Origin of the sequence: Curtobacterium sp. S6, assembly GCF_000710345.2 — a bacterium.
Lineage (GTDB): Bacteria > Actinomycetota > Actinomycetes > Actinomycetales > Micrococcaceae > Rothia.
In genome coordinates this window covers 410,101-432,193 of sequence record NZ_JHEL01000015.1, presented here as the reverse complement: position 1 = coordinate 432,193, position 22,093 = coordinate 410,101, and the positions used below count along the sequence as shown (strand labels likewise).

Here is a 22,093-nt window from a genome sequence, read left to right as displayed (position 1 = left end):
ATGGCGGGGGTGTCATGAAGTTTGACGAAAGCCTGAGGTGGTTTTTTGGGAGGGGAGTCCACATAGACTAAATGAAAATGCGAGTCAACATATTGTTTTGCTTACATGCTCATTTCCACCTCCGTGATATCAAGCGTGCAGAAGGGCAGGAACCATGTGTGGACGGTACGTAATCGCGAGGGCCGCGGGCGACTTGCTGGGCGGCGTCGTGCTGGATGAGACGCTAGAGAACTACAACGTCGCGCCGACCCACACGGTGCCGATTCTGGTTGACCATAGGAACGACGACGAATGGCGGCGCGAGGTGCACGCCGCTCGTTGGGGCCTGTTGCCCCGGTGGGCCAAGGACGAGTCCCTTTCCTCCCGAGCCTTTAATGCGCGCTCCGAGACCGTGGTCGAAAAGCCCACGTTCCGGCATGCCGTCAAGGCCCAACGGTGCGCCGTCCCAGCGACCGGATACTACGAGTGGAAAAAAGCTACCTCCCAGTCGGCGGGGAAACCGACCAAGACGCCGTACTACATTCATCCACGGAACGATGAGGAGACCATCTATTTCGCCGGTCTCTACGAATGGTGGAAGATCCCCGACGGTGACCAGGCGGGGGAATGGTTGCTCTCCACGACCATTCTCACGATGCCCTCGCCCTCGGCGGAAGAGGCGGAACTGATGGATTCGGAGGTCCTCAAGCAGCTGGGCGAGCTCCACGACAGGCTGCCGATTCCCCTGCAGGCGACCGGTCGCGATGACGATGCCATGACGGCGTGGATGAGAAGCGAAGACGAGCCGCAGGACGCGGTTCAAAGCCTTCGGGCCCAGGCCTATGACGTTGCTCGAAACTGGCAACTGACGGAGGTCGGCCGGGAGGTCGGATCGGTGTCCAACAACGGACCGGAGCTGATTCAACCGGTGGAACGTCTTCTCTAACCGGCGAATTCGCGGAACCATGACTCACGCACGAAGCCCCCGGCCGATGGAGGCCGGGGGCTTGGTGCGCGCATGTCTCAGAGCTCCGAGTCGTCCTCGGGGATCCAGCGCTTGAAATCGAGAGTCAGGTAGAGCGCCAACGCCGCGGAGTTGTCTTCGGCAATCCGGAGAGCAACCTCTTGATGACCTTGCTGGTGCAACTGGTCGATGGCGATGCGGAGCAACTGCTCGGCGAAGCCCTCGCGTCGGCGCGAGGCAGCGGTGAACAACTCGAAGACATAGGGCGTATTGGGCACGCCGGTTCCCACACGGGAGTCCAGGACCAACGCGGCGGCCACGATGCGGCCGTTATCGTCGACAACCACGGGGGAAGCGGACTCGATGAGTTGACCGTAGTCACCAGCGAAGACCTTGTGAATGATCTCGAGTGCCTCGGCTTGACTACCGATCACGTCCTGGTCGTCATAGGACGCGAAGAAGAGTTTGGCGAGCCCGTCGGCGTCTTCCGGGGTCACCGGTCTCGTTGAAACTTTGACGGGGCGGGTGTTGGCCCACGTCTTTCCAATAAGTGTGATCGTGCCGCTCACGAAAACCTCCCGAATGCTTCCCACCGGCCACGCTCCGCAACCGAGTGTTTGTAATCTCTAGCCTATCGTCCGCCGAGCGTTTGCGGGGCCTCGTCGTGAAGATGGGCGAATGGTCTCAGTACCCAGGTTATCGCTTCGGAAGGTCATTTTCCCTTGTGACCAGGAGAAACAGGCAAATGGGTCAGCGCATCCGCATCCTTGAGCAGGTTCCCGAGCGCGCCGAGCACGAGTTCCGTGTCGTTGCCCAACGCGTCGTGATGCAGCGTATCCGACGTCCACGTCGCGAGGTTTCGGACGGTGCTCGCCGTATCCATGGCATGCGAATAGTCCACGTAGACGTCCGGTCGATACGCGCTGGCGGCCACCGGAACCTCATTCGAGCGGAGAACCTCGAGGTCGTAGAGCCGTCCCCAGTCGTCCTTGGTGGCCAGCAATTCCGCGGTCTCGGCCAGCGGGCGTAGCGCCGGATCTTCCTGGAAATACCATGGATGAATCATCTCTCCGGTGAACAGGAGCGGTCGGGCGGTGTCGTCGTAATCCCCGCGTGCGTGCCGCGTCTGATCCGCGGCCCACCTACTGGCGATGCCCGGGCCGTCGCAGTAGATCGCCTCGTGCATCAGCGCGTAGAGCGGGCGACCCGAGAAGGTCACCTCCTGACCCACGTCGGTCAGGAAGCTTTCGGAGAGCCGATCCTCGCCTTCGGAGAACGCCGATTCCAGCAGGTAATGCAGGCCGTGGACGCGCGACGTGCCGCCGAGGCGGTGACCGACCATCTGGAACCTATGCGGCGTCAGCCTTTCCCCCGTGGGAAGGTAAGCCTCTCGTTCCGCCAGGAAGGTCGCGATGTCACCGGCCCGCCGCCGATCTTCCGGGTACCAGTCGTAGAACCGACGGTTTCTCTCCGCCATCCGTTCGAAGGTGGCCTCGTAAACCTCCCGGGGCGAGCAGTTGATGGGTGCCAGGCCCGCTGTCATCCACGAGTGCAGGAGCGACTCAGGGGCAAAGGACAGATAGCTCAGGGTGATGAAACCGCCGAAGCTCTGGCCGAGCGTCGCCCACCGCTTCTCGTGCTCGTCGTGGGTCAGCGTGGCCCTGATGGCCTCCGCGTCGGCGACGATGGAGTCGGCCCGGAAATGTTCCAGGTAGGCGACCTGCTGCGAAGCGTTCCCCCGGAGGGCGAGCGACTGCGCGGTGAGTGGGGTCGACAGGCCCGTGCCTCGTTGGTCCATCAGAACCACGCGGTAGGTGTTCGCCATGTGGCCGACCCACCCGCTATCGGCCAACGGGCGGGGCGACGGCATGCCCGGGCCGCCCTGCAGGTAGAGAAGGTACGGCCGGTCTTCGGGCGATCCGTGCCCTTCGGTGCCGCCCACGCGGGTCACGACCCTGGTGAAGAGCTCAATCGTCTCCTCGCCGAGGCGGCCGGGGTCGACCTCGGAGTACGGGGTCTGGTGGGTCCATTCCCAGGCATGGGTCAGCGGAACCGAGAAACGCATCTCGGTGATGAGAAGGTCGCCGACCCGGTGGGAGGGGCCGACGCGGTGGGGGACGGGGGAGGAACCGGCAGTGAGCATGGTCTCTATTCTAGGCGCGGGCTACTCACCCCTGGGTGCGTCTTTGAGCTGACCCACGTGGTCGATTCGGATGACGGGGGCCCCGACGTCGTCCGAGGACATGAGATCAACGGTCGCCGTGATGCCTAAGTCGAAGTTGTCTTGCGGATCGGAGAATGCCTGTCGCAGCCGCCAGACGGTTCCGTCCTCGCGATCAATGCTCAAATGCCGGGGGGACCTGGCCTCCGCATCGGTGTAGATGTCGTCATATTCCTCGAAATATTCGTCGAGAGCCCCCGCCCAACGATCCGCATCCCATCCTGACTCGGCATCGAGTTCCCCGAGCAACCGGTCCTTTTCTTCCGCAAAGAGTTCGACGCGTCGGAACATCGCGTTGCGAACCATGATCGTGAAGGCGCGACGGTTGTCGGTCAGCTTCGGGGCGGACTCGGCCACGAGGTTCTCCAGGGAATCCTGAACCGGCTCCACGTCCTCCCCGGAGGTCATCTTTTCCCACTCATCGATCAGGGAGTTATCCGTCTGCCGGATGAGTTCGCCGAGCCATTGGATCAGGTCTTCCAGGTCCTCGGTCAGCGATGACAACGGAACGGTCTGTCGCAACGCGCGGTAGGCGTCCGACAGGTACCGCAACAGGATCCCCTCTGACCGGGTGATCTGGTAGTACTGCACAAAATCGCCGAAGCCCATGGCACGCTCGTACATGTCACGGACGATCGATTTGGGAGCCAACTCAAATTCTGCGATCCACGGAGCCCCGGAGCGATAGGTTTCGAAAGCATCCTCCAACATCTCGGCCAGAGGCTGCGCATAGGTGATGTCATCGACGGCGTTCATGCGCTCGGTGTAGTCCATGCCCTCGGCCTTCATCGCGGCGATGGCCTCACCGCGGGCCTTCTTCTCCTGGGCGTTGAGAACCTGCCGTGGCTTTTCGAGGGTCGCCTCGATGATGGAGACCGCGTCAAGGCTGTAGCTGGGATCTTCCTTGTCCAGCAGCGTCAGCGCGGCAAGGGCGAACGGTGACAATGGTTGATTCAGGGCAAAATTTTCCTGCAACTCGACGGTCAGGCGTACGGTTCGGCCCTCCTCGTCGGGGTGGTCAAGGCGTTCGATCACCCCGGCCGCCAACAATTCCCGGTAGATACCGATCGCCTTGCGGATCAACGCGCGTTGGCGGGGGCGCGGCTCGTGGTTTTCCGTCAGGAGCTTCTTCGCTGCGGCGAAGGGGTCACCCGGCCGGGCGAGAAGGTTCAGCATCATGGAGTGCGTGACGTTGAAGCTGGAGGTCAACGGTTCGGGCTCCGCCGCGACGAGCTGTTCGAAGGTTTTGCGGGACCACGCGACGAACCCCTGCGGGGGCTTTTTCTTCTTTCCGCGCGTGGACTGCGCGATCTTCTTCTCGTCGCCGTCGAATTTTGCCCGGGCCTTCTCGAGGATCTTGGCGTTCTCGATGTCATGCTCGGGGGCCTGGACGACGACGGTACCGGAGGTGTCGTATCCCGCCCGCCCGGCGCGTCCGGCGATCTGGTGGAATTCCCGGGCCTTCAGGCGACGCGTGCGGTCGCCGTCGAACTTGGAGAGCGCGGTGATGAGGACCGTTCGGATGGGCACATTGATGCCGACGCCGAGGGTGTCGGTCCCACAGATGACCTTGAGAAGGCCCGTTTGGGCGAGTTGCTCCACGAGGCGCCGGTATTTCGGCAGCATCCCGGCGTGGTGGACCCCCACCCCGTGACGCACCATTTTGTTCAGGACCTTGCCGAAGCCCGCCGAGAAGCGGAAGCCGGCGATCGCGTCGGCGACGCGTTCCCGCTCTTCCTTGGACAAGATGTTGATGCTCATCAACGCCTGGGCCTGGTCCATGGCCTGCAGCTGGGAGAAGTGCACGACGTAAATCGGGGCCTGGTTCGTCGTCGCGAGTTCTTCGATCGCCTCGTGGACGGGCTCTTCGGAGTAGTAGTAATTCAGGGGAATGGGCCGCTCGGAGCTCGTCACATAGGCCGTCGGGCGGCCGGTCAGGTCGGTCAGCTCCCGTTCGAACCGGCTCACGTCTCCGAGCGTGGCGCTCATGAGGAGAAACTGGGCCTGGGGCAATTCGAGGAGCGGAACCTGCCACGCCCAACCTCGCTGCGGATCCGAGTAGAAGTGAAACTCGTCCATGACCACCTGGGTCAGATCCGCCGCTTGGCCTTCCCTCAAGACCACGTTGGCGAGGATCTCGGCCGTGCAACACACGATCGGTGCCTGAGCGTTGACGGAGGAATCTCCGGTGATCATTCCGACGTTCTCGGGCCCGAAGATCTCACAAAGATCGAAGAACTTTTCCGAGACCAGGGCCTTGATCGGGGCCGTGTAGTAGGAACGCTGACCCTGGGCGAGTCCGGCGAAATGGGCGGCCACCGCGACCGTGGATTTGCCGGAGCCCGTGGGCGTCGCCAACACCACGTTGGCACCACCGGCGATCTCCAGAACCGCCTCGTCCTGTGCCGGGTACATCTCCATGTCACGGGAGGCGATCCACGCGGCGAATCCGTCGTAGATTTCCTCACTCGTCAGGGGGTTGGAGGCAAAATCGCCTCGGAAATACCGGTGGTCGACATCGGCCAGGTTCGGATTCAGCGCTTCGAGCAGTTTCATTGTCACCCATGATACCGACAGGCCGGCGTATTCACGGGCCCCGGATACTTCGTGGATATCCCGCCGGCGAGATAATGGAGGGGACCCGACTGCAGAAGAGGAGATGACCCATGTCGGCTACCTTCCCAACCGATCTTGAAATCGCCCAACAGGCAGACCTGTGGCCCATCGCGCAGGTCGCCGACGCCGCCGGCATTCCCGAGGACCAGCTGGAACCCTATGGGAAGCACGTGGCCAAAGTCCTGGTCGACGACTCGACCGGTTCCGCCCGGCGCCACGCCAAGTACATCGTGGTCACGGCCGTGACGCCGACCCCGCTCGGTGAGGGGAAGACCGCGACGAGCGTTTCCTTGGCTCAGGGAATGGCCCAGACGGGCCGCGACGCGTGCCTGACGCTGCGGCAACCGTCGATGGGCCCGACCTTCGGTATCAAGGGCGGAGCTGCCGGCGGGGGCTATTCCCAGATCGTGCCGATGGAGAAACTCAATCTTCATCTCACGGGTGATTTTCACGCGGTCACGTCGGCACACAACATGCTGGCAGCGATCCTGGATAACCACCTCCACTTCGGAAACGAGCTCGACATCGACGAGCGCAGCATCACCTGGCGCCGCGTCGTGGACGTCAACGACAGGTCATTGAGAAACATCGTGGTGGGACTCGGGGAACGAGCCGACGGCGTGACCCGCCAGTCAGGCTTCGACATCACCTCGGCGTCGGAGCTCATGGTCCTGTTATCGCTGGCCAAGAACTTCGATGACCTCAGGGACCGGCTGGCCAGGGTGGTGGTCGCCATGACGAGATCGGGGGATCCGGTCACCGCCCGGGACCTCAAGGCCGACGGGGCCCTGAGCGTGATTCTCGCCGACGCGATTCATCCCAACCTGATGCAGACGCTCGAGCACGTGCCCGCTCTCATCCACACCGGGCCCTTTGGGAATATCGCGACGGGCAATTCGTCGGTTGTTGCGGACTACGTCGCTCTCGACCACAGCGACTACGTCATCACCGAGGCCGGCTTCGGTTCCGACATGGGCGCGGAGCGCTTCGTGAATGTGAAATGCCGCGTGAGCGGGTTGCGTCCGGACGCGGCGGTCCTGGTCGTGACGGTGCGAGCGCTGAAATCTCATTCCGGGCGTTACCGGATCGTGCCTGGCGCCGCCCTACCCGAGGGGATCCTCGAGGAAAGTCCGGAAGACGTCATGGCGGGGGCCGCGAACCTGAAGAAGCACGTCGAGATCGTGAAATCCTTCGGGATCTCACCGGTCGTGGCGATTAATGCGTTCCCCACGGATTTCGCATCGGAACATCAAGCGATCCGGGATGTGGCCGAGGAGCTCGGTGTCGAGGTTGCCGTGCACCGCGGGGTGGCCGAAGGTGGGGCAGGGGCGGTCGAGCTGGCCGAGGCCGTGGCCCGGGCCTGCGAGGACCCGGGGGAGCTGCGATTTACCTATCAGGACGAGGACCCGCTGGCCACCAAGCTGGAAAAGGTCGCGACCGAGGTGTATGGCGCGGAGGGCATCGATCTATCGGCTTCAGCGGCCCGGCAACTGGATCGATACGAGCAGCTGGGGTACGGGACCTTGCCGGTCGTGATCGCCAAGACCCATCTGTCGATCTCCGCCGATCCCGAAGCGCGAGGAGTCCCGACGGGCTGGCGCCTTCCCATCCGCGAAGTGCGGCTTGCCGCCGGCGCCGGTTATGTCTATGCCATCTGCGGCACCATGAGAACGATGCCGGGTCTCTCACGCCACCCGGCGGCCGAGCGCATCGGATTCGACGAGAGCGGCTCGATCCGCGGGCTCTTCTAAGCTCCGGGCCGTGCCTCGGCTGCCGCCCACGGGGAGGAGACGGTAGCCGAGGCGGCGGGCGGTCACCAGCCGCGTTGCTCCCATTCGTCGAGATGGGGCCTTTCGGCGCCTAAGGTCGTGGAAGCTCCGTGACCGGGCAGGATCACGGTGTCGTCGTCGTAGACGTCAAAGATCTTGGTTTTGACGTCGTGGAACAGCGACCGGAATGCCTCTGGAGAGGTGGTTTTCCCGACGCCGCCGGGAAAGAGGGAATCGCCGGTAAAAATGAAGCTGGGGCCGTCCTCGGGGGAGTATGCCAGAGCAATCGAGCCGGGCGTATGACCGGCCAGCCCGATGACGTCCAAGGAAAAACCCTCCAAATCGGCCGTGTCGCCGTCTTCGAAGGTGATGTCCATCGGAACCTTGATATCCGATTCGTCGGCCGCGCCACAGGCCGTCAGGGCCTCCGATCGAGAGGCAATCTCCGCCAGTGCCCGCACGTGGTCCCAGTGAGAATGCGTGGTCACGATCAGCTGCACGTTACCGCAGCAGGCGCACTGCGAGTCGACGTCGTGCGCTCCGGCGGCGACCAACCCGGAAATTGCGTCGGGATCGTCCGCGGCATCGATCAGTAACTGGGTGCCGGTGCGCTTGCAGGTCACGAGGTAGACCTTGTTGTCCATGTCCGAGACGCTGATATAACGGATGGTGACGTCATTCAGGTCGAACTTTTCGGTAGCGATTGCCATCATGGTGCCGAGTTTAGGTCTTTCGAAGGGGCCCAGTACAACCCGCGCGCGGGCAAAGTTCACCAGCGGCAGATGAACCCGCCAAATTCACCGACATTCGTTAGAATAAATCTTCGAACGAACTACGCAATCGTTGCGGACTTCGGTCCGGAAGCCACCACGCAGACAGGCAGTTCATGACCACACAGCACGTTCAAGCCACAGCACCCGGAACCCCACAGGACCTCACCCGCATCCTGGTCAAGGGAGCCCGGGAAAATAATCTTCAGAACGTGGATCTTGATATCCCACGCAATGCGATGATCGTCTTCACGGGGCTCTCGGGATCCGGAAAGTCTTCGCTGGCCTTCGACACCATCTTCGCCGAAGGGCAACGACGGTACGTCGAGTCGTTGTCGGCTTATGCCCGCATGTTTTTGGGTCAGGTCGACAAACCGGATGTGGATTTCATTGAAGGCCTGTCGCCGGCGGTCTCGATCGACCAGAAGTCCACGTCCAAAAACCCGCGGTCGACGGTCGGTACCATCACCGAGATCTACGACTACATGCGCCTCCTCTGGGCGCGCGTTGGGCATCCCCACTGTCCCATCTGCGGCGAGCCGATTACTCAGCAGACTCCTCAGGCCATCGTCGACCAGTTGATGTCGTATCCGGAGAAAACCAGACTGCAGGTTCTCGCGCCCATGGTCCGTTCCCGCAAGGGAGAGTTCGTCGACCTCTACGCGAGCCTGACCCAACAGGGCTTCTCGCGCGCCATCGTCGACGGGGAACAAATTCAGCTCTCCGAGGCCCCCAAGCTCAAGAAGCAGTACAAGCACACCATTTCCGTGGTGGTGGACCGACTCGTCATCAAGGAATCGATCCAGCAGCGGCTGACGGACTCCATCGAAACCGCGCTGGGCTTGGCCGACGGCCGGGTCGAGGTCGATTTCGTGGACGACGACTCCGAGGCCGGCCTGCGCGTGTTCAGCGAGAATCTGGCCTGCCCCAACGAGCACACGATCGAGACCACGGAAATCGAGCCGCGCGCCTTTTCGTTCAACAGTCCGTTCGGCGCGTGCTCCGAATGCGACGGCATCGGCTCACGCCTCGAGGTGGACGAAAGCCTCGTGATCCCGGACCCGGAAAAGACCCTGGGGGAGGGCGCCGTCGCGCCCTGGTCCCTCGGAAAAGCCTCCTCCGAGTACTGGTTGCGTTTGCTCGGGGGTCTCGGCAAAGAGGTCGGATTCGACCTCAACACCCCCTGGCAGGACCTCTCGGCCAAGGCGCGTGCCGCCATCTTGGATGGCAAGGACTTCAAGGTCGAGGTGTCCTACCGCAATAGGTTCGGTCGCGAACGCCGTTACACCTCGGGCTTCGAGGGCGTGTACGCCTATATCAAGCGCAAGCACCTGGAGACCGAATCCGACCGGGCTAAGGATCGCTACGAGCAGTACATGCGGCAGGTCCCGTGCCCGGCGTGTCAGGGCGCCCGGCTGAACCCAACCATGCTCTCGGTCACGGTCGGAGGCGCCTCGATCGCCGAGGTGACCTCGATGTCGATGACGGACGCCAAAGAGTTCATGAGCGGTCTGGAACTCAGCGACCGTGAGCGGACCATCGCCGAACAGGTGCTCAAGGAAATCAATGCCCGGCTCCAATTCCTCTTGGATGTCGGATTGGACTACCTGAATCTCGGTCGTGCCGCAGCGACCCTCTCCGGAGGCGAGGCGCAACGCATCCGCTTGGCGACGCAGATCGGATCCGGTCTGGTGGGCGTTCTGTATGTGCTGGACGAGCCTTCGATCGGCCTGCACCAGCGGGACAACCGTCGGCTCATCGAAACGCTGACGAAATTGCGGGACCTCGGTAACACCCTGATCGTGGTGGAGCACGACGAGGACACCATTAAGGAGTCCGACTGGGTCGTCGACGTCGGGCCGGGCGCCGGGGAACACGGCGGACGCATCGTGCACTCCGGTCCGTACCGCGAGCTGTTGAGCAACAGTGAGTCGCTCACCGGCGCGTATCTGAATCGTGACCGGGAAATCGCGGTTCCCTCGAAGCGGCGCCCGGTGGATAAGAAGCGCATGATCAAGGTCGTGGGGGCCCAAGAAAATAACCTCAAGAACCTTGATGTGTCCTTCCCCCTGGGAGTCCTGACGGCGGTGACCGGCGTTTCGGGGTCGGGGAAGTCCACCCTGGTCAACGAGATCCTGTACACGGCGTTGGCCAATAAACTCAACGGGGCCAAACAGGTCCCGGGGCGTCACCGCCGCATCGAGGGGACCGATCACCTGGACAAGATTGTTCACGTGGATCAGAGCCCCATCGGCCGGATGCCAAGGTCGAACCCGGCCACGTACACGGGCGTTTTCGACCACATCAGGAAGCTGTTCGCCGAGACCAACGAGGCAAAGGTGCGCGGTTATCTCCCGGGACGGTTCTCGTTCAACGTCAAGGGCGGTCGATGCGAAGCATGCCACGGCGACGGCACCCTGAAAATCGAGATGAATTTCCTTCCGGACGTCTTCGTGCCCTGCGAGGTCTGCCACGGGGCCCGGTATAACCGCGAGACCCTGGAAATTCGGTATAAAGGCAAGACCATTTCCGAGGTCTTGGATATGCCGGTCGAGGAAGCCGCCGAATTCTTTGCCGCCTTCACGCCGATCGCTCGCCACCTCAACACGCTCGTTGACGTCGGCCTGGGGTATATCCGGTTGGGTCAACCTGCCCCGACGCTCTCCGGGGGCGAGGCCCAACGCGTCAAGCTGGCATCGGAACTCCAGAAGCGCTCGAATGGTCGAACCATTTACGTCTTGGATGAGCCGACCACGGGACTGCACTTCGAGGACATCAGCAAGTTGCTCAACGTCCTCCAGGGCCTGGTGGACAAGGGCAATACCGTGCTGACCATTGAGCATAATCTCGATGTGGCCAAGTCGGCCGATTGGATCGTGGACATGGGTCCCGAAGGAGGATCCGGCGGCGGAACCGTCGTCGCGGAAGGAACGCCCGAGCAGATAGCGCGAGTGAAAGACAGCTACACCGGCCAGTTCTTGGCGGAAGTCTTGGAGGCATGATGACCGCCCACGACGTCCCGACCGTCCTCTTTGACCTGGACGGGACCGTCCTGGATCCGGCCGGGGCGATTACGGAGGGGCTCTCCGACGCGATCGCCGCGCACGGCTTCGAACGGCCAACGCCCGAGACTCTGCGAAAATTCGTCGGTCCCTCCACCGATAGCTCGCTGACGCAGTACACCTCGATCCCCAGCGAATATCACCAGGCCATATTGGCCACGTATAGGGGTGGATATCTCGATCGTGCGCGTCGGGTTTCGCGGGTCTACCCGGGCCTGGTCGAGATTCTGCGTGATCTCTCCGCGAGCCGCGCGCGGGTGGGAATCGCGACCCAAAAACCCTTGCCGACCACCAACACCCTCCTGGAAGATTTTGGGCTGACCGGATACTTCGATGTCGTCTCCGGGGCGCGGGATTCGTTGAAGCCCGAGACCCGCCATCTGCCCCACGACAAGGCCGGGGTGATCGACCGTGCCCTGACATTGCTGCGGGACGACGCGGCGGGCCGGGGAGAAACCCTCGGCCCGTGCGTGATGGTCGGGGACCGGGAGCACGACATCGTCGGCGCCGCGGCCCACGGGATGCCGTGTATCGGCGTTTCGTGGGGCTTCGGCGACCCGGAAGAATTGTTGAACGCCGGAGCAGAGTGCGTGGTTGATGACGCCGCCGGGTTGCGGAGAGCCATCGAACGGGCCACCGGTGTTGCCGTGAGCTCCACCTCGAGCGGCGCGCCGCCTACCGATCCTCTTTCGTGAGGTGAGGTGAGCGGGCGAAAAAATCGGGTCTTTGGCCCCGGGAAGCCATTGGCCCGGCCCGGGTGGCGGTACAGTAGGGGCGACCATTTTATCGAGGGGAGCGCGCTTCGTGAATCTGTATCCAATGGCCCAGACGGCGGTGACCGGTCTCATGAAGACCGGTTTTCGAGCCAGGGTGACAGGTTTGGAGAACTTCCCCGCGGACGGTCCCGTGATCGTGGCATCGAATCATCGCGCGTTTCTGGATAGCGTGATCATTTCGGCGTTAATGCCTCGTCGCGTGGCGTTTCTGGCCAAGGCCGAGTACGTCAATACCCCGGGCATCGGGGGGAAGCTCATGAAGGCTTTGTTCGACCTCATCGACATCATTCCGGTCAACAGGTCGGACCAGTCGCAGCGGTTGAAGGCCCTCGACAAAGGCCTGGAGCGGCTCGAAAAGGGGCAGGTCTTCGGAATCTACCCCGAGGGAACCCGTTCCCGGGATGGCTACCTGTACAGGGGGCGGGTGGGCGTTGCCTGGTTGGCGCATAAAACCGGCGCCCCCGTCGTGCCGGTGGGTCTGATCGGAACCGATCGGCTCCAACCGCCTGGATCTCGTTTCATCCGGCCGGTTCGGTTCACGGTCCGGGTCGGCAAGCCGATGTACTTCGATCAGGTAGGGGACCGCCAGACCGGAAAGCAACGTCGGGAAACCACGGATCTCATCATGGATGAGATCGCTCAATTATCGGGGCAACCCCGGAAGAACGAATATAACTCCTCGCCGTCGCTGGATAAGGATTCCGGCACGAGCAATTAGAGGGGTCACGACCCAGGAGGGCGACCATGGCAGACCCGGCATCTTACCGACCGGCGTCAGGAGAGATCCCGACGCAGCCGGGTGTCTATCGATTTCGCGACGAGTTCGGCCGGGTCATCTATGTCGGTAAGGCAAAGAATCTTCGGAATCGCCTGAATTCCTATTTTCAAAAGCCGGGCCAGCTTCCGCCGAAGACCTACGCGATGGTCCATACCGCGTCGAGTGTTGAATGGACCGTGGTGGGTTCCGAAATGGAATCCCTGCAACTCGAGTACACGTGGATTAAGCAGTACACGCCCCGCTTCAACACCATGTACCGGGACGATAAGTCGTACCCGTATTTGGCGGTATCCCTCGCGGATAAATTCCCCAGGGCACAGGTCATGCGCGGGGCGAAGAAGAAAGGGACACGGTACTTCGGCCCCTTTTCGCAAGCCTGGGCGATCCGGGAGACCTTGGATTCGCTGCTGCGCGTCTTTCCCGTGCGGACGTGCACGCGGTCCGTCTTCAAACGAGCTGAGCTCGCGAATCGCCCGTGTCTTCTCGGATACATCGATAAATGTTCGGCACCCTGCGTTGGACGCATCGACGAGGAATCTCACAGGGAGCTTGCCGACCAGCTGTGCAAGTTCATGGCCGGTGATTCGGAGAAGTACATCAAGCGGCTCACCTCGGACATGGAGTCCGCGGCGGAAAACATGGAGTTCGAAAGGGCGGCGCGGCTTCGCGACGACATCGCCGCCCTTCGCAAGGCTTTCGAACGCAACGCGGTCGTCCTGTCCGATTCCGTGGACGCCGACCTCTTCGCATTTCACGAAGACGAACTCGAGGCCTCGGCGCAGGTATTTCACGTTCGAGGAGGCCGCATCCGTGGTCAGCGCGGCTGGATCGTCGAGCGCGTGGAAGACCTTTCCGCACCCCAGATGGTCGAACAGCTCCTGCAACAGGTCTACGGGGAATCCGCGGTGACCATGGCCAGCGCGCCCCAGGACGCCGAATTGAACCTCAACGAGATTCCGCGCAATGTTCTCGTCCCGGTGATGCCCGAGAACGCCGAGGATCTACAGCGCTGGCTCAGCGATTTGCGAGGAAGTAACGTCGCGATCTCGGTTCCGCAGCGCGGGGAGCGCGTCCAGCTCATGGGCACGGTCGCCGATAACGCCAAGCAGGCCCTCACCCTGCATAAGTCACGACGGGCCGGAGACCTCACCACGCGGAGCGCGTCCTTGCAGGAGCTACAGGAGGCCCTCGACCTTCCCGATCCGCTGATGCGCATCGAGTGCTACGACATCTCCCACGTTCAGGGCACCAACGTGGTTGCCTCGATGGTGGTCTTCGAAGACGGGCTGCCCCGAAAGTCGGATTATCGAAAATTCTCGATCAAGGGCGAGGCCGCCCGGGACGACACCGCATCCATGTATGACGTGATCACCCGACGTTTTAAGAGGCACCTGGAGGATCAGAAAGCCCGCAGCGAGGCCCCGCGAGCCTCGGGAGAGGTCGACGCCGCCGCCAGCGGGGAACCGACGAAGTTCGCCTACCCGCCCAATCTCGTGGTGGTCGACGGCGGTCCGCCTCAGGTGGCCGCGGCGCGTCAGGCGCTGGACGACCTGGGCGTGACCGACGTGTACGTCGTGGGACTGGCCAAGAGACTCGAGGAAATTTGGGTTCCCGATGACGATTTCCCCGTCATCCTGCCCCGATCCTCCAACGGGCTTTTTTTGTTGCAACGCCTCAGAGACGAAGCGCACCGCTTCGCCATCACCTTCCACCGCAGCAAGCGAGGAAAGGCGATGCTCGTCTCGGCCCTGGACGGGATCGAGGGGCTGGGCAGCGCCAAGCGTGAGGCTCTCATCCGCGAGTTCGGGTCTCTCCGCGCGATACGCGAAGCCGACGTCGGCGAGCTGACCAAGGCCAAGGGGATCGGGCCGACTCTGGCCGAAAAAATTCACCGGCATTTGTCCACGGAGGAACGGCAGCCGGAGGACCGCGAGACGGAAGCCGAGTAAGCTGGGGAACAGACCATTCGTCGTCCGCCCGGTTTCAACTCCGGCACCGGACGAAACCCGAATTCAGCCTGAATGCGACTCCGGGAGCAACTTTTGACGCACGAGACCCCTCCGACGGCCACCGAGGACCTCACCCCCGAAAAACCCGAGCAGACCGAGATGTTGGTCATTACCGGAATCTCTGGGGCCGGGCGATCCACCGCGGCTCACACGCTCGAGGATGCCGGCTGGTACGTCGTGGACAACATTCCACCGAACCTCCTGGGCCCCTTGGTCGACCTGGTGGCCCGAGCGCCCCAGTCCATGCCGAAGCTGGCGGTCATCATCGATATCCGCGGCAAAGCCCTGTTCGCCGACTTTAAAGAAGCGCTGGGCGTCCTGGAAAATGCCCCCGTGGAATTCACCATCCTGTTTCTCGACGCATCGGACGAATCCATCATCGCCCGCTACGAGGCGCAAAGGCGCCCCCACCCGCTTCAAGGAAATGGCCGGATTCTGGACGGGATTCAGGCGGAACGTAATCTCCTCGCGGATCTCAAAAAGCGTGCGGACGTCGTCATGGACACCACGGGCTTCAACGTTCACGAGCTGTCCCGCCGGATTTCACAAACGTATTCGATGTCCGGCCCCATGATCGTGAATATCACGGTGATGAGTTTTGGCTTCAAATACGGCGTGCCCGCGGACGCAAATTTCGTGGCGGATATGCGATTTATCGCAAACCCGCATTGGATTCCCGAACTGCGGCCGTATACCGGGCAGGACGAGCCGGTGAAAAATTTTGTGCTGAATAATGAAAGCGCCGGCAAGTTCATTGATCTGTATGTAGATTCATTGACGCCGGTGATCGACGGGTATCGTGCCGAGAATAAGCACTACGCCACGATCGCTATCGGTTGCACGGGCGGAAAGCATCGTTCCGTTGCCGTGACCGAAGAGATCGCCCGACGCCTCGGGGAACTGGATAACGTCACGGTCAACGTGCAGCACCGGGATCTCGGCAGGGAATAGAACGAAGGACGGTTCGATGAATGCGATAGCGCGCAGGCAGGGCCGACGAGTGCCCGGAACCCACGGGGCGCCCAAAGTCGCCGCACTGGGCGGAGGGCATGGCCTCTATGCTTCGCTGAGCGCCCTGCGGCTGGTGACCCCGCACATCTCGGCCGTCGTCACGGTTGCCGACGACGGAGGCTCCTCGGGCCGTCTGCGGGAACAGTTCAATGTCCTTCCGCCGGGGGATCTGCGAATGGCGCTGTCTGCCCTGTGCGATGACTCCGAATGGGGTCACTTATGGCGCGCGGCGATGCAGCACCGGTTTTCCGCGATTCCCGATGCGCCGCAAGAGATCGACGGACACGCGATGGGGAACCTGCTCCTCGTCAGCCTGTGGCAGATGCTCGACGATCCCGTGGCCGGATTGGATTGGGCGTCCCGACTGCTCGAGGCGCGAGGGCGCGTTCTCCCGATGGCCTTGGACCCGTTGGTGATTTCCGGCGACGCACTCATGGAAGACGGAAGCCAACGTCTCGTCGTGGGCCAGGCCAAACTGGCCAAGGCGCGTCGCGTCGTGAATCTCAGCCTCGAGCCCGAAGGCGCCCGCGAATGCGAGGAATCCATCGACGCGATCATGGACGCCGATTGGGTCATTCTTGGCCCCGGGTCCTGGTACACATCGGTGATCCCGCATCTGCTCTTGCCGCAGTCCCGGGACGCCCTGTGCCGCACGCAGGCCAAAATCTGCATCTCCATGAACCTCGGCCTGGAACAGAAAGAGACCACCGGGCTGGGGGCCATCGGTCACCTCGAATCCTTGGAAGAGTACGCGCCCGGCCTGTCCATCGACGCCGTGGTCGCGGACCCGACCTCGATGGTTCAGGCGAAGGAATTCGAGGAGGCCGTATCGGCTCGCGGGGCAAAGATGGTGTGGAGCAGAATGCGTACGCGCAGGGGAGAGGACCTTCACAACCCGTTGCGCCTCGCCGCGGCGTACCAGGAGGCCATGCGCACCCCGGATAACGCCTACGGCATGGAACCCGATACGCCCAGCGTGTAATCTCGCGTAGTGACTCGTGAACATTCGAGTCATGCGCTTGACGCACCCAGATCAGCCCGGAGGAACATCTATGGCCTTGACGGCACTCGTGAAAGACGAACTGGCGAAGCTCGAGGTGCCCAAGTCCTCGACGCGCCAGGCGGAGGTCGCGACCGTCCTGCGCTTCGCCGGGGGACTCCACCTCGTCTCCGGGACCATCATGATTGAGGCGGAGCTGGACCACCTGGCCACGGCGCAGCGCCTGCAGACCGCGATCGAGGATCTGTACGGTCATCGCAGCGAGTTAATGACCGTCTCCGGAGGGGCCCTCAAACGCGGTGGCCACTACGTCCTCCGCGTCACTCGGGGTGGGGAGGCCCTCGCGCGTCAGACCGGTCTGCTCGATACGCGCGGTCGTCCCGTCCGGGGTTTACCTCCCGCGGTGGTCAACGGTTCCCTCGCCGATTCCGAGGCGGTGATGCGCGGCGCATTCCTGGCGCACGGCTCGCTGACCGAACCGGGACGATCGTCGGCCATGGAGTTTACATGCCCGGGTTCCGAGGCCGCTCTCGCGCTCGTCGGCTCGGCGCGGCGGCTCGACGTCTTCGCCAAGGCGCGCGAGGTCCGGGGCGCGGACCGCGTGGTCGTCCGTGATGGCGAGACCATCGGGCAGCTTCTCAAGCGCATGGGGGCCACCGAAGTCCTCTCGCAGTGGCAGGACAGCAGGACCCACCGCGAGGTCCGGGCCACCGCAAACCGTCTCGCGAATTTCGACGATGCCAATTTGCGTCGGTCGGCACAGGCCGCCGTCGCGGCCGGCGCACGGGTCGAACGGGCCCTGGAGATTTTGGGCGACGACGTCCCTGAGCACCTCCAATACGCCGGCCAGCTACGCCTGGGGCATCGGCACGCGAGCCTGGACGAGTTGGGCCGACTCGCGGATCCGCCGCTGACCAAAGACGCGATAGCCGGGCGCATCCGTCGGCTCTTGGCCATGGCGGACAAGCAAGCGGCCACGGAGGGGATCCCGGGCACGGATGCCACGCCCCGTTCGATGAACGGCTAACCCGGACTCTGCCCGACGAACCGGATCACCTCGTACCCCTGGGGCGACAGTGGTTCGGGTGGCGAACTTAGCTCACAGCTGAAGTTTGCAACATGAAACCACACCAGGGACTCGATAAGCCCGAGATGCCGCGGCACCTCGGGCTTTTGCGTTCCTTCGCGGTCATCGGCCCGGCGCGAATCACCCCGAGCAGTCCCGGTACGGGTGAAAAATTTCGGCTAAACACACCCAAACACACACAAAATCACCTAAACTAAGGACAGAACCGAACGGAGACCCGTGAAGTCGGGTTGCTCTCGACGTGCATACCGCGTTGCAGGGGTTCGGCGGGCGACCTCCGCACGGATGAGTCGCCTATGAATAGCACTCAAACTGAGGAGTTTGATTAACAGTGACTGTACGTATTGGTATCAATGGCTTTGGTCGTATCGGCCGTAACTTCTTCCGCGCTGTCCTCGAGCAGGGGGAGAACATCGAGATCGTCGCCGTCAACGACCTCACCAGCCCCGAAACTCTGGCGCATCTCCTCAAGTACGACTCGATCCTCGGGCCGCTCAAGGACGAGGTGAAGGTCGAAGACGGCCACATCGTCGTCGGCGGCAAGCAGCTTCAGGTGCTCTCCGAGAAGAACCCCGCGGATCTTCCGTGGAAGGACCTCAACGTCGACATCGTTCTGGAGTCCACCGGACTGTTCACGGACGGCACCAAGGCCAAGGCCCACCTGGATGCCGGCGCCAAGAAGGTCGTCGTCTCCGCACCGGGCACCAACCTGGACGGCACGTTCGTCATGGGCGTGAATGACGACACCTACGACAACGAAACCCAGCACGTCGTGTCCAACGCATCCTGCACGACCAACTGCCTGGCTCCCCTGGCCAAGGTGCTGGACCAGAACTTCGGCATCAAGTCCGGCCTGATGACGACGATTCACTCCTACACCGCTGACCAGCGCCTGCAGGACGCCCCCCACAAGGATCTGCGACGCGCCCGCGCGGCAGCCGTCAACATGATCCCGACCTCGACCGGTGCCGCTCGCACCGTCGGCAAGGTCTACGCCCCGGTTGAGGGAAAGCTGGACGGCATGGCCTTCCGCGTCCCGACCATCACCGGTTCCATCGTGGACCTGTCCTTGAACCTCGAGAAGGACGTCACGGCTGAGGAAATCAATGCCGTGGTCAAGAAGGCCGCCGAGGGCGACTACAAGGGCATCATCAAGTACACCGAGGACCCGATCGTTTCCACCGACATCGTCGGCGAAGAGATCTCCACGGTGTTCGACGCGGAGCTCACTTCCGTGCTGAACGGCCAGACCAAGGTGTTCGCCTGGTACGACAACGAGTGGGGATTCACCTCCCGCACCGTCAAGTTCGTCAACATGCTGGCGGCCAAGCTCTAAGATAGAAATCGGATTCGATTTCCCACAAAGAGGTTGGAGTAGAACACCATGGCTCATGCGCTTGAAGAGCTCATTGCCGGTGGTGTCAAGGGAAAGCACGTTCTGGTCCGTTCGGACCTGAACGTGCCCCTTGACGGGACCACCGTGACCGACGACGGCCGTGTCAAAGCGTCATTGCCGGTCCTGAAGAAGTTGACCGACGCCGGTGCCCGCGTGCTGGTGATGGCCCACTTGGGACGCCCCAAGGGGCAGGTCGACCCGAAATATTCGATTGAACCCGCGGCACGTCGGCTCGACGAGTTGGCGGACTTTCCCGTTCACGTGGCGTCGGACGTCATCGGCCCCGACGCCCGGGAAAAATCCCAGCAGCTCGAGGATGGCCAGGCCCTCGTCCTAGAGAACGTGCGGTTCGATCCTCGTGAGACGAGCAAGGACGACCAGGAGCGCGCCTCCTTCGCCCAAGAGCTAGCGAGCCTCACGGGCGAGAACGGTGCTTACGTCGACGACGCCTTTGGCGCCGTGCACCGCAAGCACGCGTCCGTATACGACATCGCGCGCCTCCTGCCCTCGTACATGGGGGATCTGGTGTCCACCGAGCTCGAGGTCTTGTCGACGGTCATTGACAATCCCAAGCGACCCTTTGTTGTCGTCATGGGTGGCTCAAAGGTCTCCGACAAACTGGCAGTGATCGAGAACCTCATCGGCAAAGCCGATGCGCTGCTGATCGGTGGAGGAATGTCGTACACGTTCTCCGCCGCGCAGGGCCATCGGGTCGGCCGGTCCCTGTTGGAGAAGGATCAGATCGACACCGTGACTCAGTACCTGGAGCGCGCTCAGGCGGAAGGAACGGAAATCGTTCTTCCGACCGACGCGGTCTGGGCCTCCGAGTTCTCCGCAGAGGCACGTCATGAGGTTCGCCCCATCGATGCCCTCGAAGACGGCGAGATCGGGTCTGATGGACAAGGGCTCGACGTGGGCCCCGAGACTCAGAAGCTCTTCGCCCGGTACATCCGTCAGGCCCAAACGGTCTTCTGGAACGGGCCGGTCGGGGTCTTCGAGATGAAGGCATTTTCGGAGGGAACCCGGGCCGTGGCGACCGCCGTCGCAGAATCCGACGCGTTCAGCGTGATTGGCGGAGGCGACTCGGCCTCCGCGGTCCGCAACCTGGGATTCTCTGATGACCAGTTCGGGCACATCTCTACCGGAGGCGGGGCTTCTCTCGAATACATCGAAGGAAAGACTCTCCCCGGGCTTGAAGCGCTCGGCGCATAGAGGGCAGGCGGGCCGACCACACAGTGGTCGGCCCGCTCTCGTCCGCGAGACCCTGCTCGGGAATTCTGTGGCGGATAGACCACCGGGCAATGTTTCGCTGTTTCGAATTCTCGAAAAGCTCATGACACGAAGGACAGCACTATGACTACGCAAACCAACGGCTCATTCGACCGGAAGCCCTTGATCGCCGGTAACTGGAAGATGAATATGGACCACGCTGAAGGCGTGGCGCTAGTGCAGAAGCTTGCCTGGACGCTATCCGATGCGAAATTCGATCACGATCGAGTAGAGGTTGCCGTTTTCCCCCCGGCTACGGACCTCCGCTCCGTCCAGACCCTGGTCAACGGTGACAAATTCGATCTGGTCTACGGTGCCCAAGATCTCTCGGACCAGGATTCCGGCGCCTATACCGGCGACATCTCAGGGGCCTTCCTGAAGAAACTCGAGTGCACCTACGTTCTGGTGGGCCACTCCGAACGCCGTGCAATTCACGGTGAGAACGATCAGCTGTGCTCCCGTAAGGTTCAGGCAGCCTACCGCCACGGTTTGACGCCCGTGCTGTGCGTGGGCGAGGGCCTGGACGAGCGCACGGCCGGCCGGCACATTGAGTTCACCCTGGAACAGCTGAGGGGCTCCATCGCCGAGCTGACCGCCGAGCAGGCCCAGACGCTGGTCATCGCGTACGAGCCCGTATGGGCCATCGGGACCGGCAAGGTTGCCGGTCCGTCGGATGCCCAGGAGATGTCTGAGGCAATTCGCGCCGAGATCGCCAAGCTCTACGACGCCGAGACCGCATCCGCCGTTCGGATTCTCTACGGAGGTTCGGTCAAGGCATCCAACGCGGCCGCGACGCTGAGCGAGAAAGACGTCGACGGCGTCCTCGTGGGTGGAGCATCCCTCAAGGCGGAAGAGTTCGCGAACATCGCGCGTTTCGAGAAGCACGTGGTCTCGGAATAAGCATGGGAGCCGTCACGCGGCCCAGCGTGCCTGGGCCGCGTGACGACGCCCTCGGTTCTATGGCATGGCGGTGCCGATGGCGTAGAGTTGGCATGAATTAAATTTCCGTTGTGGCTTTGTCGCCTGCGATCAATGGGTCGACGTCACGAAGCAACGAAAGGTCGAAGTGGAAATTTTACGTTGGGTCCTGTTGGGGATCATCGCGCTGTCCAGCGTCTTGACGGTCTTTTTTGTCCTGCTGAATAAGGGCAAGGGCGGGGGACTGTCCGACATGTTTGGTGGCGGCATGACGAGCTCGCTGAACTCGTCGGGGGTCGCGTCCCGAAACCTTGTGAGGCTCACCGTGACCACGGCGATCATCTGGGTACTCGCCATCATCGGCTACGCGCTCTTCCTGAGGTTCACAGCCATTTAGAGGCTTTACCCCGGCCAGCCACGATAAGGGCCGCACCATCTTCCCGATGGTGCGGCCCTTATTGTCGTATT

17 protein-coding genes are annotated in these 22,093 nt (G+C 62.5%); 13 read left to right on the top strand and 4 right to left on the bottom strand.

What is annotated here, in order from left to right; genetic code table 11:
• The first annotated feature begins 154 nt into the window (after nucleotides 1–154).
• A complete protein-coding gene (locus tag CURSPS6_RS04160) occupies nucleotides 155–925 on the top strand; it encodes an SOS response-associated peptidase (RefSeq protein WP_030014354.1) in 771 nt (256 codons plus the stop codon).
• A gap of 77 nt (nucleotides 926–1,002) precedes the next feature.
• Here CURSPS6_RS04160 and CURSPS6_RS04155 read toward each other — a convergent pair whose 3' ends face one another.
• The 3 genes from CURSPS6_RS04155 to CURSPS6_RS04145 form a co-directional block, all read right to left on the bottom strand.
• Complete coding sequence (locus CURSPS6_RS04155) at nucleotides 1,003–1,440, bottom strand: GNAT family N-acetyltransferase (protein WP_235503668.1); 438 nt, start codon at nucleotides 1,438–1,440, stop codon at nucleotides 1,003–1,005.
• Nucleotides 1,441–1,655: 215 nt separating this feature from the next.
• The gene (locus tag CURSPS6_RS04150; protein ID WP_051687618.1) at nucleotides 1,656–3,086 is read right to left on the bottom strand and encodes an alpha/beta fold hydrolase; all 1,431 of its coding nucleotides are present in this window, start codon (nucleotides 3,084–3,086) and stop codon (nucleotides 1,656–1,658) included.
• A gap of 21 nt (nucleotides 3,087–3,107) precedes the next feature.
• Nucleotides 3,108–5,720: a DEAD/DEAH box helicase gene (locus CURSPS6_RS04145; RefSeq protein ID WP_030014351.1), complete on the bottom strand. Its 2,613-nt coding sequence runs from the start codon at nucleotides 5,718–5,720 to the stop codon at nucleotides 3,108–3,110.
• Between the two features lie 110 nt (nucleotides 5,721–5,830).
• Here CURSPS6_RS04145 and CURSPS6_RS04140 point away from each other — a divergent pair, with 110 nt between their 5' ends.
• Nucleotides 5,831–7,531 (top strand): formate--tetrahydrofolate ligase, encoded by a 1,701-nt coding sequence (locus tag CURSPS6_RS04140; RefSeq protein WP_030014349.1) that lies wholly within the window; start codon nucleotides 5,831–5,833, stop codon nucleotides 7,529–7,531.
• 62 nt (nucleotides 7,532–7,593) lie between these two features.
• On the opposite strand, the gene CURSPS6_RS04135 is transcribed toward CURSPS6_RS04140, so the two are convergent.
• The gene (locus CURSPS6_RS04135) at nucleotides 7,594–8,262 is read right to left on the bottom strand and encodes an MBL fold metallo-hydrolase (RefSeq protein ID WP_030014348.1); all 669 of its coding nucleotides are present in this window, start codon (nucleotides 8,260–8,262) and stop codon (nucleotides 7,594–7,596) included.
• Between the two features lie 173 nt (nucleotides 8,263–8,435).
• Here CURSPS6_RS04135 and uvrA point away from each other — a divergent pair, with 173 nt between their 5' ends.
• The 11 genes from uvrA (at nucleotide 8,436) to secG (ending at nucleotide 22,022) form a co-directional block, all read left to right on the top strand.
• The gene (uvrA, locus tag CURSPS6_RS04130; protein ID WP_030014346.1) at nucleotides 8,436–11,321 is read left to right on the top strand and encodes an excinuclease ABC subunit UvrA; all 2,886 of its coding nucleotides are present in this window, start codon (nucleotides 8,436–8,438) and stop codon (nucleotides 11,319–11,321) included.
• Complete coding sequence (locus CURSPS6_RS04125) at nucleotides 11,318–12,076, top strand: HAD hydrolase-like protein (RefSeq protein ID WP_082470052.1); 759 nt, start codon at nucleotides 11,318–11,320, stop codon at nucleotides 12,074–12,076. The genes uvrA and CURSPS6_RS04125 overlap by 4 nt, the downstream gene beginning before the upstream one ends.
• A 124-nt stretch (nucleotides 12,077–12,200) precedes the next feature.
• A complete protein-coding gene (locus CURSPS6_RS04120) occupies nucleotides 12,201–12,875 on the top strand; it encodes a lysophospholipid acyltransferase family protein (protein ID WP_030014343.1) in 675 nt (224 codons plus the stop codon).
• Between the two features lie 26 nt (nucleotides 12,876–12,901).
• Nucleotides 12,902–14,884, top strand: a complete 1,983-nt coding sequence (uvrC, locus tag CURSPS6_RS04115; RefSeq protein WP_030014342.1) for an excinuclease ABC subunit UvrC — start codon at nucleotides 12,902–12,904, stop codon at nucleotides 14,882–14,884.
• Nucleotides 14,885–14,977: 93 nt separating this feature from the next.
• Nucleotides 14,978–15,895: an RNase adapter RapZ gene (rapZ, locus tag CURSPS6_RS04110; protein WP_030014341.1), complete on the top strand. Its 918-nt coding sequence runs from the start codon at nucleotides 14,978–14,980 to the stop codon at nucleotides 15,893–15,895.
• A gap of 16 nt (nucleotides 15,896–15,911) precedes the next feature.
• Nucleotides 15,912–16,937, top strand: a complete 1,026-nt coding sequence (locus tag CURSPS6_RS04105; RefSeq protein ID WP_051687615.1) for a gluconeogenesis factor YvcK family protein — start codon at nucleotides 15,912–15,914, stop codon at nucleotides 16,935–16,937.
• Nucleotides 16,938–17,007: 70 nt separating this feature from the next.
• Nucleotides 17,008–17,982: a DNA-binding protein WhiA gene (gene whiA / locus CURSPS6_RS04100; RefSeq protein ID WP_030014339.1), complete on the top strand. Its 975-nt coding sequence runs from the start codon at nucleotides 17,008–17,010 to the stop codon at nucleotides 17,980–17,982.
• A gap of 391 nt (nucleotides 17,983–18,373) precedes the next feature.
• Nucleotides 18,374–19,378 carry a type I glyceraldehyde-3-phosphate dehydrogenase gene (gap, locus tag CURSPS6_RS04095; RefSeq protein ID WP_030014337.1) on the top strand — a complete coding sequence of 335 codons (1,005 nt, stop codon included), beginning with the start codon at nucleotides 18,374–18,376 and terminating at the stop codon, nucleotides 19,376–19,378.
• Nucleotides 19,379–19,426: 48 nt separating this feature from the next.
• Nucleotides 19,427–20,650, top strand: coding sequence for a phosphoglycerate kinase (locus tag CURSPS6_RS04090; protein ID WP_030014336.1), 1,224 nt, complete (start codon nucleotides 19,427–19,429; stop codon nucleotides 20,648–20,650).
• Between the two features lie 141 nt (nucleotides 20,651–20,791).
• On the top strand, nucleotides 20,792–21,607 hold the full coding sequence (gene tpiA, locus CURSPS6_RS04085; RefSeq protein WP_030014334.1) for a triose-phosphate isomerase: 816 nt from the start codon (nucleotides 20,792–20,794) through the stop codon (nucleotides 21,605–21,607).
• A gap of 166 nt (nucleotides 21,608–21,773) precedes the next feature.
• Nucleotides 21,774–22,022 carry a preprotein translocase subunit SecG gene (secG, locus tag CURSPS6_RS04080; protein WP_030014333.1) on the top strand — a complete coding sequence of 83 codons (249 nt, stop codon included), beginning with the start codon at nucleotides 21,774–21,776 and terminating at the stop codon, nucleotides 22,020–22,022.
• Nucleotides 22,023–22,093 lie beyond the last annotated feature (71 nt).

Bases quoted from the DNA above. Each gene is read 5' to 3' on its own strand.
- CURSPS6_RS04160 (WP_030014354.1), top strand. From the start codon at position 155: ATGTGTGGACGGTACGTAATCGCGAGGGCCGCGGGCGACTTGCTGGGC.
- CURSPS6_RS04150 (WP_051687618.1), bottom strand. From the start codon at position 3,086: ATGCTCACTGCCGGTTCCTCCCCCGTCCCCCACCGCGTCGGCCCCTCC.
- CURSPS6_RS04145 (WP_030014351.1), bottom strand. From the start codon at position 5,720: ATGAAACTGCTCGAAGCGCTGAATCCGAACCTGGCCGATGTCGACCAC.
- CURSPS6_RS04140 (WP_030014349.1), top strand. From the start codon at position 5,831: ATGTCGGCTACCTTCCCAACCGATCTTGAAATCGCCCAACAGGCAGAC.
- CURSPS6_RS04135 (WP_030014348.1), bottom strand. From the start codon at position 8,262: ATGATGGCAATCGCTACCGAAAAGTTCGACCTGAATGACGTCACCATC.
- uvrA (WP_030014346.1), top strand. From the start codon at position 8,436: ATGACCACACAGCACGTTCAAGCCACAGCACCCGGAACCCCACAGGAC.
- CURSPS6_RS04125 (WP_082470052.1), top strand. From the start codon at position 11,318: ATGATGACCGCCCACGACGTCCCGACCGTCCTCTTTGACCTGGACGGG.
- CURSPS6_RS04120 (WP_030014343.1), top strand. From the start codon at position 12,201: ATGGCCCAGACGGCGGTGACCGGTCTCATGAAGACCGGTTTTCGAGCC.
- uvrC (WP_030014342.1), top strand. From the start codon at position 12,902: ATGGCAGACCCGGCATCTTACCGACCGGCGTCAGGAGAGATCCCGACG.
- CURSPS6_RS04105 (WP_051687615.1), top strand. From the start codon at position 15,912: ATGAATGCGATAGCGCGCAGGCAGGGCCGACGAGTGCCCGGAACCCAC.
- whiA (WP_030014339.1), top strand. From the start codon at position 17,008: ATGGCCTTGACGGCACTCGTGAAAGACGAACTGGCGAAGCTCGAGGTG.
- CURSPS6_RS04090 (WP_030014336.1), top strand. From the start codon at position 19,427: ATGGCTCATGCGCTTGAAGAGCTCATTGCCGGTGGTGTCAAGGGAAAG.
- tpiA (WP_030014334.1), top strand. From the start codon at position 20,792: ATGACTACGCAAACCAACGGCTCATTCGACCGGAAGCCCTTGATCGCC.